Origin of the sequence: Paraburkholderia tropica (assembly GCF_014171495.1) — a bacterium.
In the GTDB taxonomy this organism is placed as follows: Bacteria; Pseudomonadota; Gammaproteobacteria; order Burkholderiales; family Burkholderiaceae; genus Paraburkholderia; species Paraburkholderia tropica.
In genome coordinates, this window is sequence record NZ_CP049137.1 from 779,765 (window position 1) to 795,954 (window position 16,190).

The following is a 16,190-nucleotide window of genomic DNA, read 5'->3' on the forward strand; positions in this document are numbered from 1 at the left end:
GCCGCCGATACTGACGGCACAAACGCAACGTGCCCGCGCCGCGCGATACCGGAAGGTATGCGGGTGAGCGGGCACACGCTGACGACGACCTCGCCCGGGCAATCGCGCCGGGCAGGGCCGTGTGCGACTGCTGGCTAACTGCTTAGCGGCGGCGAGCTTGCGCCGGACGCGGGCCACCGCCCGATGCGTCCTTGTGGCGGAAGTTGATGCGGCCCTTCGTCAGGTCGTAGACCGACAATTCGAGCGTGACGCGGTCGCCCGCGATGATGCGAATGTGGTTCTTGCGCATGCGGCCCGACGCGTAAGCGTTCACGACCACGCCGTTTTCCAGCGTGACGCGATACTTGCTGTCCGGCAGCACTTCGTCGACGACGCCGTCGAGTTCAAGCAGTTCTTCCTTCGCCAAATCCATTCCTCCTGAAATACACAATGCCGCGCTCGAGCGGAGCGCGCTGAGATGCCCTGTGCGAACGCCGTCGGCTCGCTGCGGTTCTTGGCCCGGCTGCCCTGCGCCCGCGATGCTCGCGGACGAACTGTACAGAAGCGCTCGGAAACCGGCAACGGCGAGGCTCACGGCCGCCAAAAGTCAGGCGATCCCGCACCGCGACTCGCGTCCGCCAATGCGTGGGCAACTAGTGCTCGTGATGAGCCAACCGGGAACGCGGAAGAGTTGGCCAGAAGCCAGATTCATCCGCCGGTACGACCATCGGGCGCGTGTGCACACCAGGTGTCCGGGCTGCGGGCGCAGTGAACACAAACGCGGGAACACGCACAAGATACGCGTGGCATGTGACTGCCACGGTCTGAGACAGGGCAATCGCGTCCAGCCAGGGCCGGACGCGATGCTAACACCTTACAGCGGCGTGATGTTCGAAGCCTGGAGGCCCTTCGGACCACGCTTGGTTTCGTAGCTGACCTTCTGGCCTTCAGCCAGGGTCTTGAAGCCCGTGCCACGCACTTCCGAGAAGTGAGCGAACAGGTCGTCGCCGCCCTTGTCCGGGGTGATGAAGCCAAAGCCCTTGCTGTCGTTAAACCACTTGACGGTACCGGTTTCCACTAGAAAATCCTTGAATAAACAAATAAACACACATGCGCCCCGGGAAAGGGCGAATAAAGTATCAAGCAGGAGAGGTCAACGAGAGCCGCTGTTTGACCTCTCACTGATACAAGCGATTGGCAGCGGCAAAAGATGAGCAGACACAGCTGAAAATTTACCTTCCGACATTACACGAATCCGATCGTCCGGTCAAGTATCTCGTATTCGTGCAGTGTCGTGGAGGGCCGGAAGCAACGGCATCGATCAGGCGAAGAATCAAGCGGGGCGGGCGATCCGGGCGTCGTGCGGCAGAACGCCGCTCTCGACCTTGAACCCGGCGATCAGCGTATTGAGCGAATTCGCATGCTCGGCGAGCGACGAAGCCGCCGCCGCGCTTTCCTCGACCAGCGCCGCGTTCTGCTGCGTGACTTCGTCCATCTGCGTGACGGCGAGGCCGACCTGCCCGATGCCGTCGCTCTGTTCGCGCGAGGCGGCGGCGATTTCGTGGATCAACGTGGCGACGCGCGTCGTGGAGGTCTGGATTTCGGCCATCGCGCCGCTCGCCTCGGTGACGAGTTCCGCGCCGCTCGCCACGCGCCCCGTCGACCCGGCGATCAGCGTGCCGATCTCGCGCGCCGCCGCCGACGCGCGCTGCGCGAGATTGCGCACCTCGCCCGCGACCACCGCGAAGCCGCGTCCTTCCTCGCCCGCGCGCGCCGCTTCGACCGCCGCGTTAAGCGCGAGGATATTGGTCTGGAACGCGATGCTCTCGATCGTGCCGATGATGTCGGTCATCTTCGACGAACTGGCATGGATCTCGTGCATGGTCTGCTCCATGCGCGTGACCGCGTCGCGCCCGCGCACGGCCACGTCGGAGGCGCCGAGCGCGAGTTCGCGCGCCTGCTGCGCGTGGACCGCGTTGGCCTCGACCGTGCCGATCAGCTCCTGCATCGCCGACGCCGTCTGCGCCAGCGACGACGCCTGCTCCTCGGTGCGCTGCGAAAGATCGAGATTGCCGGTGGCGATCTGCTGCGTGGCGGTCGCCATCGCGTTCGCGCCGCTTCGCACCTGCTCCATCGTCGAGCGCAGGCGCGTCTGCATGGCGGCGAGGCTGTCGAGCAGCAGGCCCATTTCGTCGGCGCGATGCGCGGTGACGCGGGTCGTCAGGTCGCCGGCCGCGATCGCCTCGAAATGCGCCATCGCCGCGCGCAGCGGGTCCATCACCGCGCGACGCAGACCGCGCCAGCTCAGAAACGCGATCAGCAGCGCCAGCACGATGCTCGCGCCGCACACCACGCCGAGCGTGTGGAAGCGCGCGCTCGATTGCGCGTCGGCGCGGCGCGCGGCTTCGTCGAGATAGTTTTCGAGCGCGCCCTGGCTGGTGTTCATCGCCGTGTAGAGGCCGATCAGTTCGGCGGCGCGGTGCTCGTCCATCCAGCTCGTGTCGCCGCTGCGGATGGCCGTGATCAGGCGGTCGATCGCGTCGCGCCGCACGGCGCTGCGTTTGGCGTCGAGGTCGTCGGTGAGCGCCTGGAGTTCGGCGGTCTTGGGCAGCGCGCGGAATTGCTGCCACCAGCGGTCCGATTCGGCGAGCAGCATTTGCGCGCGGTCGAGCTGCGGACCGAGTTGCGGCGAATGCGGATTCGCCACCGCCCAGTCGAGACCGAAGCGCGCGCGCGACATGGCCGTGCCCGACTTGCCGAGCGCTACCGCCGACGCGAAATGCACCGCGTACGCATCGTGCTGCGCGCGATTGGTCAGATCCATGCCGATCAGGCTGACAACGCCCATCGCCACCACCAGTGCCCCGAGTGTGACGACCGTCAGCGCGAGTCGCAAATTGATAGTCAGGCTTCTCATTATTGTTCCATATACGAAACATCATGCCGTGTATGGAAAGTATAACGGCACGTTCGCGCCGGAAATTAATCGGCTCCGGTGGGTGTTTACCCTTGGCATGTAGCGGACGCCGCCGACAATTTATGCAGTTTATATGTACAGTTTAACTGTGCATATGCTAGTCTTCGCCGATGACTACCCGATCCCTTTCCCCCTCCGCCGTCAGCGCGACCGATCTGCCCGTGCTGGCGGGCGAACTGCGCGTCGCGGTCGGCAAACTGGTCCGGCGCGTGCGCGGTCAGGCGCAGGCCGGCGATTTCACGTCCTCGCAGAAGTCGGTGATCGTGCATCTGGACCGCAGCGGTCCGGCGACGGTTTCCGAGCTGGCGCGCGCCGACGCCGTCAAGCCGCAATCCATGCGGATCACGGTGGCCGGTCTGGAGGCGCTTGGCGTGGTCGAAGGCAAGCCCGATCCCGACGACGGCCGCAAAACGCTCATCGGTCTGACATCCACGTTCCGGCGCAAGCTGCACGCGAGCCGCGCGGCGAAGGAGGACTGGCTCGTGCAGGCGCTGCAGGCGCAGCTCTCGATGAAAGAGCAGTCCGCGCTCGCCGACGCCGTGAAGCTGCTCCAGCGTCTCGCCGACTTCTAAACGTTCTTCCTCACGCCACGGAACGCCATGCCTTACACCGCGCTCGACCCCAACACGGCGCTCATCGTCGTCGACTTGCAGAAGGGCATCGTGGGCGCGCCCTTCGTGCATCCCATCGAACCCGTGATCGAGCGCACCTGCGCGTTGCTGCGCGCATTTCGCGCACGCGGTCTGCCCGTCGTGCTGGTCAACGTGGCGGGCGTCGCGCCCGGACGCACGGAGCGGCCGCGCCGTCACGACGTGCTGCCCGAAGGCTGGACCGATTTCATCGACGAACTCGACCGGCAGCCCGGCGATATCGTCGTGACGAAACGCACGTGGGGCGCGTTCGCCCACACCGCGCTCGACGCGCGCCTGAAGGCGCTGGGCGTCACGCAGGTGGTGATCACGGGCGTGGCGACGGGCACGGGCGTCGAATCGACCGCGCGTCAGGCGTACGAACTGGGCTTCAACGTGAGTCTCGCGATCGACGCCATGACCGATGCGCGCGCCGAGGCGCACGCGTACAGCATCGAGCACGTCTTTCCGCGCCTGGGCGAAACCGGCGTTGCGCAGGACATCATCGATTTACTCGCCGCGAGGAGCATCTGAAATGGTGTGGTCACATGTTGTTGCGTACTTTTTTGGTGGCGCCTTGCTGTCGAATGCCGTGCCGCACTTCGTGGGCGGCGTGATGGGCGAACCGTTTCAGACGCCGTTCGCGAATCCGCCGGGCAAGGGCTTGTCGTCGTCGACGGTGAATGTGCTGTGGGGTTTTCTGAATCTCGTCGCGGGCTATTTGCTGCTGTGCCACGTGGGCGATTTCGCGATCAAGGCGAACGCCGATGTCGTGCCGTTCGGCCTCGGCGTGCTGGCGATGGGGTTGTTCGGCGCGCGTCACTTCGGCGCGCTGCATGGTGGCAATACGCCGGAAAACCCTTGATTCGAAGCGTTCGAAGCAAATAAAAAAACGCGCCTCGTCACTGACGAGGCGCGTTTTTTATGACCGTCGAATCAATACTCAAGCCGCCGCGATTTCAATCACCTCGTTCGCTTCGGCGATTGCGGCACTTTTTGCCGCGTGTTCGCGAATCAGGCGATACACCGTTTCGCCCGGCACGGTTTCTTCTTCGAGCAGCCGGTCGGCGATCGCGCGCAATACCGGTTCGTTCGCGCGCAGCAGCGCGAAGCAGGCGTCGTTGAGTTCGTGCAGCAGCGCGTTCGCGTGTTCGATCGCGCTTTTCAATTGCAGCCCGGCCACCTGTTGCGGCAACGCGGCGAGACTGAACAGATTGCCGTCGGCGTTAAAGCCGTGCTTCGACACCATGTCGAGCCCGATGCGCGACGCTTCCTGCAAATCCTGCGCCGCGCCGCTCGAGGCTTCGTCGAACATCAGCAGTTCCGCGTTGCGGCCGCCGAGCAGCACCTGAATCTCGTTGCGCATTTCGGTTTCGCGATACAGATACTTGTCCTGCATCTTCGTGATGAGCGCCACGCCGAGCGCGCCGCCGCGCGGCAGGATCGTCACTTCTTCGAGCACGCCGGTGCCGAGCAGCGCGGCCACGAGTCCGTGGCCGGCTTCGTGAATGGCGATGCGCGTGCGTTCGTCGTCGGACAGCGCGCGCTCCGCGCCGTTGATATCGCCGATACGCGCGATCTTGATCGCTTCGAGAAAATGCGTGGCGCCCACGTGGCGATCGCCTGCCTTGCGCGCGACGAGGCCCGCCTGATTCACGATCATCGACAGCGTGGCGGGCGAGAGGCCGGTCGTGAGCCGCGCGAGTTGTTCGAAGTCGATGTCGTCGGTTTTCGTCTTCAGATTGGCCGCGTAAAAACGCAGGATTTCCGCGCGGTCTTCGAGGTCGGGCAGGCGCACGGCGACAGTGCGGTCGAAGCGGCCAGGACGGCGCAGCGCTTCGTCGAGATTGTCCGGATGATTGGTCGCGGCCACGATGATGATGCCTTCGTTCGAGGCAAAACCGTCCATTTCCGCGAGCAACTGATTAATGATGCGGTTGCTCTCCGCTTCGACCGGGCCGCCGCCCGTGTCGGTGCGCTTGCCGAGGCCGTCGGCTTCGTCGATGAAGATGACCGTGGGCGCGTTCTTGCGCGCGAGTTCGAACAGGCGCTTCACTTTCTGGATACCGACGCCGTAATACTTCGCGCTGAAATAGCTGCCGGTAATGGCGATGAAGCTCGCGCCGCATTCGCCCGCGAGCGCCTGCGCGAGACGCGTCTTGCCGACGCCGGGGCCGCCCGTCATCAGGATGCCGCACGGCGCGCGCACGCCCATGCCGGTGAATTGCGCGGGCTCGGTGAGCCAGGCGCGCACGTCGGCGAGCGCCGATTTGGCTTCGCCCGCGCCGATCACGTCGTCGAAGCGCAGCACGGGCGGCTTGCCGAGCAGTTGCGCGCCGCCCGCCATTTCGCGGCGCACGAACCACGCGAGGCCGCCGAGCATGAGCACGGAGAGCAGCAGGCTCAGCGCGTCGCGTATGTGGTCGAAGGTGTCGCCCCAGCGCGCGAGACCGGTGCGCAGGTTGGCGTCGGGTAGCCAGACGAGTTGATAGGGCGCGGCGCCGTCCGGCTTCAGGTCGCCGAGCAGCAGCGCGTTGGAGAACGCGCCGTTGTGATCGGCCACGTAATACTTGTCGCCTTGCAGGGTCGAAACGAGAATCGCGTCGCGGCTGACGCCGATCGCACGCACGTCATGCGCGCGGATATCGCCGAGCATCGCCGACACGTCTTTCTCGCGATGCGTCCACGCGGACGCGTTGTGACGCATGTCGCTCGCCACGCCGCTGAGCGCTTCCGGCTGTGCTTCGGATTGAGACTGCGTGGCCGGCTGCTCATGCCGCCAGTGCAGAAAACCCACGGTTGCCGCGAGCGCGGCCACGGCCGCTGCGCACGCCACATAACGGCCAACGCGTGACCAGAGCGAATTCCTTGCCGGTTTCATCGAACACTCTTCCTGCGCGGGCCCGCTGGCGCGGCGCCCGAAAAACATCGTACGGGAGGGACGGGTGGCGCGAGCGTCTTGCGGACAAGCGATCGGGCGGGAGGAGGCCGATTGAAAAATCGGAATTCAATCAATTCCGATCAATAAATCGTTAGCAATGCGAACACGACCCTTTTTACTCGCATTTCTCCATTGGCATTATGCCCGCGTTACCGCGTAATCAAAAACCGGGAATGACGCAATAAGCGGTTTCAATCCGCGCTTTTGATTGGCGGCGGCTCGTTGTCGAATGATCTCGAATGGCGGGCACAGCGTTTGCGCATGCTTCCGGACCGCCCGCACATAGTCGGGCGCACGGCACAACCCACACCGGACGGAGGTCACATCATGCTGTATTACGCGCTGGTCTTTTTCATCGTCGCGATCATTGCGGCGGCCCTGGGCTTCGGCGGCATTGCGGCAGGCGCCGCGAGTATCGCGAAGGTGCTGTTCTTCATCTTCCTCGTTATTTTCCTCGTCACGCTCGTTATGGGTGTCGTGCGGCGGTGAGGGGGTATCCTCGATTTAGTAGTAGTTCGAAGTAATTTGTCGTGATCGTGCGGGCGACGCCAGACGATTGATGTCGTCTGGCGTCGCCCGTTCGCCTGTGCATGTCGCGCTCTTGACCATTTAGTCCGTTCGACGTTAGCATCGGCTACATGAATCTCACCACTTCCTCCCTCGCTTTCATCCAGCGCGCATGTTGTCAGCACATGCCGGGGGCAGGCTGCGTCTAGCGTCGGTACACGTCGCGCTTCACGTCGATTCATGCCAACTGGCCGCCCGTTGAAAAACCGGCGGCCTTTTTGTTTTTCTTTCCTGTTTATCGACACCGTTTAACCGGAGAAACCCGATGCCCCTCGCGCTCTACGACACCTGGTCGCGCGCCTTGCGTCCTTTTACGCCCATTCGAAGCGAGCGCGTGGGGATGTATTGCTGCGGGCCGACGGTCTACGATCACGCGCATATCGGCAATCTGCGGACCTATGTGTTCGAGGACGTGCTGCGGCGCGTGCTCGCGCGTAACGGCTACACGGTGCGGCACGTCGTGAATATCACCGACGTCGGCCATCTGACTTCCGATGCCGACGAAGGCGAGGACAAGATGGAAAAGGGCAGCCGCCGCACGGGCGAGTCGGCGTGGGCCATCGCGCGGCGCTATACGGAAGCCTTTGTCGACGACTGGCGCGCGCTGAATCTGCTGGAGCCGGATGTCTGGTGCCGCGCGACCGATCACATCGCCGAGCAGATCGCCTTCATTGCGGAGATCGAGCGCGCGGGCTACGTCTATCGCACGGACGACGGTCTCTATTTCGACACCGACAAACAGGACGATTACGGCTTTCTCGCGCGTCTCGACCGCGCCGGTTTGCAGGCGGGCAAACGCGTGGCGATCGGGGCGAAGCGCAACATCACCGACTTCGCGCTATGGAAGTTCAGCCCGCCCGGCGTGCAGCGTCAGATGGAATGGGACAGTCCGTGGGGGCGCGGCTTTCCGGGCTGGCATATCGAGTGCTCGGCGATGTCGGCGAAATATCTGGGCACGTGGTTCGATATTCATTGCGGCGGCGAGGATCACATTGCCGTGCATCACAGCAACGAGATCGCGCAGACGCAGGCCGCGCACGGCACGCGCCTCGCGAACTTCTGGTTGCACGGCCACTTTCTGACGCAGCAGGGCGACGCGAAGATGTCGAAGTCGGCCGGCGATTTTCTGCGTCTGCAAACGCTGCGCGATCGGCAGGCGGAGCCGCTTGCGTATCGCTATCTGTGCCTGAGCGCGCATTACCGGAGCACCTTGCAGTTCAACTGGGACGCGCTGCGCGCCGCGCAAACCGCGTTGAATCGCTTGCGTCGGCTGTATGCGGGCTGGCCCGAAGGCGGTGTCGCCGACGCCGCGTACGTCGCGCGTTTCGACGCCGAAGCGAACGACGACCTGAACCTGCCGAAAGCGCTGGCCGTGCTTTGGGATTGCGTCAGGAGCGGCTTGCCGGGCGCGACCTTGCGCGCGACGGTCGATCAGTTCGATGCGGTGCTGGGTTTTCGGCTGCGCGACTGGCGGCTGGTCGAAGCCAAGGTTCCCGCCGAGGTTCAGGCGCTGGTGAACGAGCGCGAGGCGGCGCGCGCATCGAAAGACTGGGCGCGGGCCGATGCCTTGCGCGCGGCGCTCGACGCGCAGGGCTGGCGTATCGAGGACGGCGCGCATGGGCCGCAACCGGTGCGTCGTGCGCCTCAGGCGGCGGCGATCGATCCGTGAACGGTCAGTGAACGCGAGTGCCGTGCATCACGCCGGCTGCGGATGCAGGCGTCGATGCATCGGCCCGAGCGCGAGCGAACTCAGCACGCAGACGCACAGAATGCCGACCAGCGCGAACATCGAAACGCGAAAGCCCTGCACGTAATCGAGCGCGACGGGATGCGCGCCGAGGTGCGAGAAGAACACGCCGCCGAGCGTCGCCGCGCCCACGGCCGCGCCGATCTGCAAGGTCGCCGTGACCATGCCCGAGGCCACACCCGCGCGCGCCGGGTCGACTTCCGCGAGCACGATGCGCACGACCGACGGCAGCACGAGGCCCTGGCCCATGCCCATCGCGCCGAGGCCGAGGTAGAAGCCCGCGCCGGGCGCGCTCACGCTCGCGAGCGACGCCGCCGCCGCGAGGCCGAGCGCGATCAGCACGAAGCCGAGCGTCAGCACGCGATAGCTGCCGAGGCGGAACACGAGGCGCGGCATCAGCAGCGGACTCGACAGAAAGCCCAGCCCGAACGGCAGGATCGCCACGCCCGAGGTGAGCGGCGTCCAGTGCAGCGCGCCTTGCAGATAGATGCCGTAGCTCAGGAAAAACGCGCTCAGCGTGTAGAACAGAAACGCCAGCACGAGGCCGAGCGCGATCACGGGATTGCGGAACAGCCGCACGTCGAGCAGCGGATCGTGGCCGCGCGCGAGACTGCGCGCTTCCACGCGCAGCAGTGCGCCGAGCATCGGCACCGAGGCGGCGAGGCAGATCAGCATCCACGTGGGCCAGCCTTCCTCGCGTCCGCGCGTGAGCGGATAGACCAGCATCAGCAGAAACAGCGACAGCAGCACGGTGCCCGGCATGTCGATACGTGCGCCGCGCGGCGGACGGCTCTCTGGAATGAAGCGCCAACTGCCCAGCAGCGCGAGCACGCCGATCGGCAGGTTGACGAGAAAGATCGCGCGCCAGCCCAGCCCGAACGGATGCAGGCTGATCAGCGCGCCGCCGCCGAGCTGGCCGATCACCGCCGCCACGCCGAACACGAAACCGTAGAAGCCCATCACGCGCACCTGTTCGTGCGGCGTGAACACGCTGCGGATGGTCGCGAGCACCTGCGGCGCGAGCACCGCCGCGAACAGCCCCTGGAGAATCCGCCCGGCCACCAGCATGGCGCCGGAAGTCGCGAGCCCGCACAGCGTCGAGGCGAGCACGAAGCCCGCCATGCCGATCATGAACATGCGCTTGCGGCCGTAGAGATCGCCGAGACGCCCGCCCGTGATCTGCGCGACCGCGTTGGCGCAGGCGTAGGCGGACACCACCATCTGCAATTGCGCGGCGCTGGCGCTCAATCCCGAGTGGATGGCGGGCAGCGCGAGATTCACGATGAAGTAATCGATGGGCGGCAGGATGGCGCCGACCAGCAGCACGACCAGCGCCCAGCCGTGATGGCTGCGCGCGGCGGCGGCTGAAGTCGGGGCCGCGAGCGGCGGCGCGGCGGCGAGCGAGTCGTCAGTCATGATGAACCTGTATCGAAAGCGGGGGCGGATCGATGGCGACGGGATCGCCGCCGATGACGCCGGAACGAACCGGTATCTTAGGCGCGGCGCATCCTCCAGAAAAGCCGGAATTTGCGGTAGTATTCATCGAGTAATTCGATGGATAGGAGCAAGCCATGCGAGGCTTCGAACTCGACCAGTTGCGCACCTTCACTGTGGTGGCGGAAGCGGGCAGCCTGACGGCGGCCGCGCCGTCGCTGAATCTTTCGCAGTCCACCGTTAGCGACCAGATGCGCAAGCTGGAAGCGCGCGCGGGCGTGCCGCTGTTCGTGCGCAGCAAACGTGGCGTCGAGCCCACGCCCGCGGGTTCGCGCCTGCTCGCACACGCGCGGCGCATCGTGGCGCTCAACGAAGCCGCCTTCGACGAAGTGCGCGGCCAGGCGATCAAGGGCGAGCTGCGCGTGGCGATCACCGACTATTTCCGCACGCACGAAGTCGCGGGCATGCTCGCGCGGCTGCGCGAGTGCTATCCGCAATTGAGCCTGCACGTGAGCACGATGAAGAGCACCGAGATCGAACTCGCGCACGCGCGCGGACAGATCGATCTGGGCGTGGTGATGAACATGTCGATCGGCCCGGTGCGGCCCGCGCAGGGCGATCCGCGCTGGGTGCTGCGCCGCGAGCCGCTGTATTGGGTGGCGTCGCCGACGCTCGCCGAAGCGCTGCCCGAGCCGCTGCCGCTCGTGCTGCTGCCCGGCGACTGCATGCTGCATCAGATCGCCGTGAGCCTGCTCGAAGAACACCGCCGTCCCTTCGTGATGGTGCATAGCGCGTCCGGCGTGGCGGGCCTGCAGTCGATGCTCGCGGCGGGGCTGGGCGTGGGCTGCCTGTGCGCGTCGGCGATCACCGACGGGCTGATGAAGCTCGGCACGCGTCACCGTTTGCCCGCGCTGCCCGAGGCCGTGTTTTCGCTCACGCCGCCGCTGCCCGGCGAACGCGAAACGGTCGCGCAGGCGCGCGAGGTGTTATCGCGGCAATTGCTGGTCTGAACAGCGCGCTGAAATACGCGCCGCGCACCCTGACGACTGAACTTCGAAACCATGCCCCCGAGCCAGGACGCACTGGAACAACCGGCTGAAGCGCACGCCGAAGCACGCGCCAACGCACCGCAAACCTCCGCGCGCGAAGTCCGCCGACGCGTCGCGAGCGCCTCGCTCGTGACGGCGTTCGAGATGTTCGACTTCACCGTGTTCGGCTATTTCGCGGCGATGATCGGCGCGAAATTCTTCCCGGCGGGCGACCCGATGACCTCGCTGCTGCTCGCCGTCGGCAGCTTCGGCGTGGGCGCTTTCATGCGGCCGCTGGGCGCGCTCGTGCTGGGCGCGTATGCGGACCGCGTGGGCCGCCGCGCCGCGCTCACACGCACCGTCTGGCTCGCGGGACTCGGCACGGCGGTCATTGCGGTGTGCCCGGGTTATGCGGCGATCGGCGTGGCCGCGCCCGTCGTCGTGGTGCTGGCGCGCGCGCTGCAAGGCTTCGCGCTCGGCGGCGATATCGGCGTGGCGGCGGCGTATCTGATGGAGGCGGGACCCGCCGCGCGGCGCGGCGCGCGCGTGAGCTGGCAGGTCGCGAGCCAGGGCGCGGCGGCGTTGCTCGGCGCCACGTTCGGCCTCGTGCTCACGCATCTGCTTTCGCCGCAGGCGCTCGACGCGTGGGGCTGGCGCGTGCCGTTCTGGTTCGGCCTCCTCGTGCTGCCGGTCGGCGTGTATCTGCGCAGCCGTCTGCATGACGGGGACGACACCGCGCGCGCATCCGCCGCGCCGCCCTTCGTCGAACTCCGGCGCGAGCACGCCCGCACGCTCGTCCTCGCGATGCTGATGATCATGGGCCAGTCGATTCCGGTCTACGCCATCGTCTATTTCATGCCCAGCTATGTGATTCGCGTGATGCATCTGCCCGCGAGCACGGGCTTCGCGGTGTCGGCGTCGTCGGCGTTGCTGCTGTTCGCGCTGCCGCCGTTCGTGGGCCGTCTGCTCGACCGCCTGCCGCGCCGCAAGCCGGTGGCGCTCGCGGGCGCCGCGGCCACCACGTTGTTGAGCACGCCCGTGTTCGTGCTGATCGACAGCGCCCGCAGTCTGCCCGCGATGCTGATCGGCGTGGGCCTGATCAGCGTGTCGATGGCGTTCAGCGCGGGCACGGTCGCGCTGCTCGTGCTCGAAGCGCTGCCCGCGCGCGTGCGCGCCAGCGGCCTCGCGCTCGCGCACGCCTTGAGCGTGGCGCTGTTCGGCGGCACGGCGCAATTCATCGTCACGGCGCTGGTGAAGTGGAGCGGCAATCCGCTCGCGGCCGCCTGGTACGTGACGCCCGCGTGCTGCGTGAGCCTGTGCGCGGTGGCGCTGTTCAAGGAGCGCCGCGCGCCGCGATAGACGTGTTCGCTGCTACCAGTCGATGCGGTGTTTCGCTTCGGTTTCGCGATGGCGGCGGTCGTCGTCGCTATGCAGATACAGGCTCGTCGTGCTGATCGACGCGTGGCCGAGGTTGTCGCGCACCATGCGCAGATCGACGTCGCCATCGGCCATATGCGAGCCCGCGCTGTGACGCAGCCAGTGCGCCGACGCGCTCTCCAGCAGCGCCGCGCGCGCCGTGCCGCCGGCCGCGCGCGCGGGGTCGGCTTCCTGCGCCGCCGCGTCGCGCAGACGTTGCGCCGCGCCCGCGAAAATCCCCTTGACGATGGTGTGCAGCGCCGCGCGCGTGAGCGGTTTGGTCGACTGGCCGATCGGCAGCACGAGCGGCGTCGCTTCGTGCGGCGCGGGCAAGGCGCTCAGGCCGCGCTGCTCGCGATAGCGCGCGAGTTCGGTCATCAGTTCGGCGGTCGCGGGCACGAGACGGCGACGCTCGCCCTTGCCGAGCACGTCGAGCCACCAGCGTTCCTCGCCCGACGCGTCGCGGCGCGCGAAGAAATCGCCCATCGTGTTGATGCCGACTTCGGAGATGCGCAGGCCGCCGAGATAGAGCAGCGTGAGCAGCCAGCGCGCGCGGCCGTGGCGTTCGCGTTCGCGGGCGCTTGCGCGCGGCAGGGCGTCGACATAGGCCTTCACTTCGTCCCAGAGACCGCGTTCGAGATAACGCGTGATGCGCGGCTGCGCGCGGCGCGCGCGCTGGCGTGACAGCGAAAGCGGATTGCCCGCGAGATAACCGGCGCTCACGAGCCACGAAAACAGCGCGTTGAGAATGACCATCGCCTGACGCTGGCTGGCGGCGGACAGCGGGCCGTAGAACGGACGCCAGCGCGGATCGTCGCGCGCGTGCTTGCGGCCGCCGCCCGCGCACCAGCGCGCCGCCGGTTGCGGATCGGCGAGAAAACGCTGATAGGCGAGCAGGTCCTCGTGCGTGAGCGAGGAGAGCGGTTTGCCGAGTTGCACGATGGCCCACAGCAGCAGACGCTCGGCTTCCTTGCGATAAGTTTCGAAGGTCGCCTTCGAGTCGGCGACGCGCGCGAGCCAGGCGCGGATCGCGTCGAGATCGTTGGCCGCCGCGATCTGCATGCGGCCGTTGGCGCGGTTCACGCCGTCGCGGCCATCGAGATCGGCGGGCAGTTCGAGCGCGTCGAGCGGACGCGGGGCGAGGAGGGCGGTGTGCATGGGTGAAGCGGTGGCGCGGGAGGCAAAAGGCAAAGACGCTGCCGACTATAACGCGGATCGCGCACGGCGACGCGCGTCGCGCCATAATCGTGGCCGCCGGATCGACTTTGCGTCACCGGCAATCAGCCGCTACCAACCGCCGCCAACCGCCGCCAACCGCGATAAAACAAGCGATGAAACTCCTCGCCCCGATTCCCATCCTGCGCATGTTTTCGATCGAGAAAGCCTACGCATTCTATTGCGACTATCTGGGCTTCAAGCCCGACTGGGAACATCGCTTCGAAGCGGATTTGCCGCTCTACGTGCAACTGCATCGCGACGCGCTCGTGCTGCATCTGAGCGAGCATCACGGCGACGGCACGCCGGGCACGGTGCTGTTTCTGCCCGTGGAGGATATCGAGGCGTTCCATCGCGAGCTGGCCGCGAAGCCTTACGCCTATGCGCGGCCCGGCGTGGAGACGCTGTCGTGGGGCCGCCAGATGCAGATTCACGATCCGTTCGGCAATATTCTGCGGTTCTGCGAGTTGAGCTGAATGCGCCGAATGTGTGGAATGCGCTGAACGGATCGGGCGAGTGCGTTTAAGCCGCGGCGTGGCCGTCGGTGAGGCGCGGTTCGTGCGGCGCGGCCAGCGTGGCATCGACGCCATTCGCGCCGCTCGTGCCATTCGCCAGATTCGCGAGCCCCGGCACCATCGCCGGCAGCGAGCCGCCGGCCAGGCCGATTTCCTTGAGCAGCGAATCGACGAGCGGCGCATGCGCGCGATAGGTCAGCGCCGCCGACATGGCCTGCTCGGCCAGATTGCCGCCCGCGCCCAGTCCCGAGCCATTCGTGGCCGCGCCGTCGGCGGCCACGCCGACCTGGCGGTTGAGGCCGTCGACCTGAATGATCTTGATGCCTTCGATCGACTTCATCGGCTCGACGGTCTGCTCGATGATGGCCGGCAGCGCCTGCAGCAACGCGAGCCGGAACTTCAGGCTGGTCTGATCCGATGACAAAGTGTTGATGGCGTCGTTCAGCGCGCGCTGCGCCTCGGCTTCGGCGAGCCCCTTCTTGCGCTCGGCCTCGGCCAGTTCGACGATCGCCGTGGCCTGCATCTGCGCGGCCTCGCGCTCCGCGCGCGCCTTGGTCGTGACGTGCACGGCGTTGGTTTCGGCTTCCTGCGCGGCTTCGATCAGCGCAACCTGCTTCGCGCGGTCCGCCTCGGCGGTGCGGCGCGTGGTTTCCACGAGCTGCTCGGCCTTCACGGCTTCGGCCAGCGATTCGTTGGCGCGCGCCTGAGCCTGCGATTGCGCCTCGGACTTCTGCGCGATGATGATCGCGCGCTCCTGCTCGGCGATCTGAGTGACCTTGGCCTGCTCGATTTCCTTCACGCGAATTTCGCGGTCGGCTTCCACCTTGCGCGAACGCACGGCCTGCTCGCGCTCGATCTCCGACTCCTGCACCTGACGCTCCGCGCCGATGCGGCTCTGCTCGGCCTCCTGATGGCGCTGCGCCTCGAACGCCGTGATGCGCGCGTTCTGCTCGGCCGTGCGCGTCTTGACCTGCTGCTCCTGTTCGAGCTTCATGAAGGCTTCCTGCTGGTCGATCTCGAGACGCTTCGACAGCGCGTCGCGATTCTTCTCGCGTACGGAGACTTCGGTATCCTGCTCGACCTCGTTGCGCTCCTTGCGGCGGCGCTCGGTTTCCTGCGTGAGCTTCGTGAGACCTTCGGCGTCGAACGCGTTATTCGGATCGAAGTATTCCTTCGAGGTCTGATTGAAGTTGGTCAGCGAGACGCTTTCGAGTTCGAGACCGTTTTTGGTCAGATCTTCGGCGACGGTGTTCTGCACGCCCTGCACGAACTTCTCGCGCGCGTCCTGTAGATCCTGCATCGTCATTTGCGCGGCGGTTGAGCGCAGCGCGTCGACGAACTTGTCGTCGACGAGCGCGCGCAGATTCTCGGGCGCGAGTGTGCGCTGGCCGAGCGTCTGCGCGGCTGTTGACACGCCTTCCGCCGTGGGCGCGACGCGCACGAAGAACGCCACCACCACGTCCACGCGCATGCGGTCCTTCGTGATCAGGCTGTCGCGCGAGGCGCGGCTGACTTCGAGCTTCAGCGTGTTCATGTTGATCGGGATGACCTCGTGGAACACGGGCAGCACGACCGCGCCGCCGCTCATGATGACGCGCTGGCCGCCGAGACCCGTACGCACGAACGCGCGTTCGGCCGAAGCGCGCACATACAGGCGCGCGAAAATCAGGCCGATCAGGCACAGGCCCACGATGACCGCCAGACCGGCGGCGCCCCAGAAAATGATCGTATCCATAGCGATG

Annotated in this window: 15 protein-coding genes; 8 read left to right on the plus strand and 7 right to left on the minus strand. The window is 66.3% G+C overall.

Annotation, left to right across the window (positions count from 1 at the left end; genetic code table 11):
* Positions 1-142 precede the first annotated feature (142 nt).
* The 3 genes from infA to G5S35_RS33945 form a co-directional block, all read right to left on the minus strand.
* Positions 143-406, minus strand: coding sequence for a translation initiation factor IF-1 (infA, locus tag G5S35_RS33935; RefSeq protein WP_065064888.1), 264 nt, complete (start codon positions 404-406; stop codon positions 143-145).
* Positions 407-853: 447 nt separating this feature from the next.
* A complete protein-coding gene (locus tag G5S35_RS33940; RefSeq protein ID WP_065064791.1) occupies positions 854-1,057 on the minus strand; it encodes a cold-shock protein in 204 nt (67 codons plus the stop codon).
* Positions 1,058-1,312: 255 nt separating this feature from the next.
* Positions 1,313-2,896: a methyl-accepting chemotaxis protein gene (locus G5S35_RS33945; protein WP_065064789.1), complete on the minus strand. Its 1,584-nt coding sequence runs from the start codon at positions 2,894-2,896 to the stop codon at positions 1,313-1,315.
* A gap of 170 nt (positions 2,897-3,066) precedes the next feature.
* Here G5S35_RS33945 and G5S35_RS33950 point away from each other — a divergent pair, with 170 nt between their 5' ends.
* Genes G5S35_RS33950 through G5S35_RS33960 form a run of 3 tightly spaced genes read left to right on the plus strand, consistent with a single transcriptional unit; the run spans position 3,067 to position 4,450 of the window.
* On the plus strand, positions 3,067-3,528 hold the full coding sequence (locus tag G5S35_RS33950) for a MarR family winged helix-turn-helix transcriptional regulator (RefSeq protein WP_183040629.1): 462 nt from the start codon (positions 3,067-3,069) through the stop codon (positions 3,526-3,528).
* Between the two features lie 27 nt (positions 3,529-3,555).
* Positions 3,556-4,119, plus strand: coding sequence for an isochorismatase family protein (locus G5S35_RS33955; RefSeq protein WP_183040630.1), 564 nt, complete (start codon positions 3,556-3,558; stop codon positions 4,117-4,119).
* A 1-nt stretch (position 4,120) separates the two neighbouring features.
* Positions 4,121-4,450: a hypothetical protein gene (locus G5S35_RS33960; RefSeq protein ID WP_065064782.1), complete on the plus strand. Its 330-nt coding sequence runs from the start codon at positions 4,121-4,123 to the stop codon at positions 4,448-4,450.
* Positions 4,451-4,528: 78 nt separating this feature from the next.
* Here the strand turns inward: G5S35_RS33960 and G5S35_RS33965 are convergent, their stop codons facing one another.
* Positions 4,529-6,466 carry an AAA family ATPase gene (locus G5S35_RS33965; RefSeq protein ID WP_110327171.1) on the minus strand — a complete coding sequence of 646 codons (1,938 nt, stop codon included), beginning with the start codon at positions 6,464-6,466 and terminating at the stop codon, positions 4,529-4,531.
* 387 nt (positions 6,467-6,853) lie between these two features.
* Between G5S35_RS33965 and G5S35_RS33970 the strand changes: the two genes are divergently transcribed.
* Together G5S35_RS33970 and cysS are read left to right on the plus strand one after the other, a co-directional pair.
* The gene (locus tag G5S35_RS33970; RefSeq protein WP_065064883.1) at positions 6,854-7,015 is read left to right on the plus strand and encodes a DUF1328 domain-containing protein; all 162 of its coding nucleotides are present in this window, start codon (positions 6,854-6,856) and stop codon (positions 7,013-7,015) included.
* A 343-nt stretch (positions 7,016-7,358) separates the two neighbouring features.
* A complete protein-coding gene (gene cysS, locus G5S35_RS33975; RefSeq protein ID WP_183040052.1) occupies positions 7,359-8,762 on the plus strand; it encodes a cysteine--tRNA ligase in 1,404 nt (467 codons plus the stop codon).
* Between the two features lie 27 nt (positions 8,763-8,789).
* On the opposite strand, the gene G5S35_RS33980 is transcribed toward cysS, so the two are convergent.
* Positions 8,790-10,256, minus strand: coding sequence for an MFS transporter (locus G5S35_RS33980; RefSeq protein ID WP_183040053.1), 1,467 nt, complete (start codon positions 10,254-10,256; stop codon positions 8,790-8,792).
* Between the two features lie 155 nt (positions 10,257-10,411).
* Here G5S35_RS33980 and G5S35_RS33985 point away from each other — a divergent pair, with 155 nt between their 5' ends.
* Both G5S35_RS33985 and G5S35_RS33990 read left to right on the plus strand, forming a co-directional pair.
* Positions 10,412-11,284, plus strand: coding sequence for a LysR family transcriptional regulator (locus G5S35_RS33985; RefSeq protein WP_183040054.1), 873 nt, complete (start codon positions 10,412-10,414; stop codon positions 11,282-11,284).
* A gap of 51 nt (positions 11,285-11,335) precedes the next feature.
* On the plus strand, positions 11,336-12,661 hold the full coding sequence (locus tag G5S35_RS33990; protein ID WP_183040055.1) for an MFS transporter: 1,326 nt from the start codon (positions 11,336-11,338) through the stop codon (positions 12,659-12,661).
* A gap of 12 nt (positions 12,662-12,673) precedes the next feature.
* Here the strand turns inward: G5S35_RS33990 and G5S35_RS33995 are convergent, their stop codons facing one another.
* Positions 12,674-13,876, minus strand: a complete 1,203-nt coding sequence (locus G5S35_RS33995; RefSeq protein ID WP_176081355.1) for a tyrosine-type recombinase/integrase — start codon at positions 13,874-13,876, stop codon at positions 12,674-12,676.
* Positions 13,877-14,049: 173 nt separating this feature from the next.
* Here G5S35_RS33995 and G5S35_RS34000 point away from each other — a divergent pair, with 173 nt between their 5' ends.
* Positions 14,050-14,409: a glyoxalase superfamily protein gene (locus G5S35_RS34000; protein ID WP_183040056.1), complete on the plus strand. Its 360-nt coding sequence runs from the start codon at positions 14,050-14,052 to the stop codon at positions 14,407-14,409.
* 46 nt (positions 14,410-14,455) lie between these two features.
* Here G5S35_RS34000 and G5S35_RS34005 read toward each other — a convergent pair whose 3' ends face one another.
* Entirely contained in the window at positions 14,456-16,183 is a 1,728-nt protein-coding gene (locus G5S35_RS34005) for a flotillin family protein (protein ID WP_080180245.1), read from the minus strand.
* Positions 16,184-16,190: the final 7 nt, after the last annotated feature.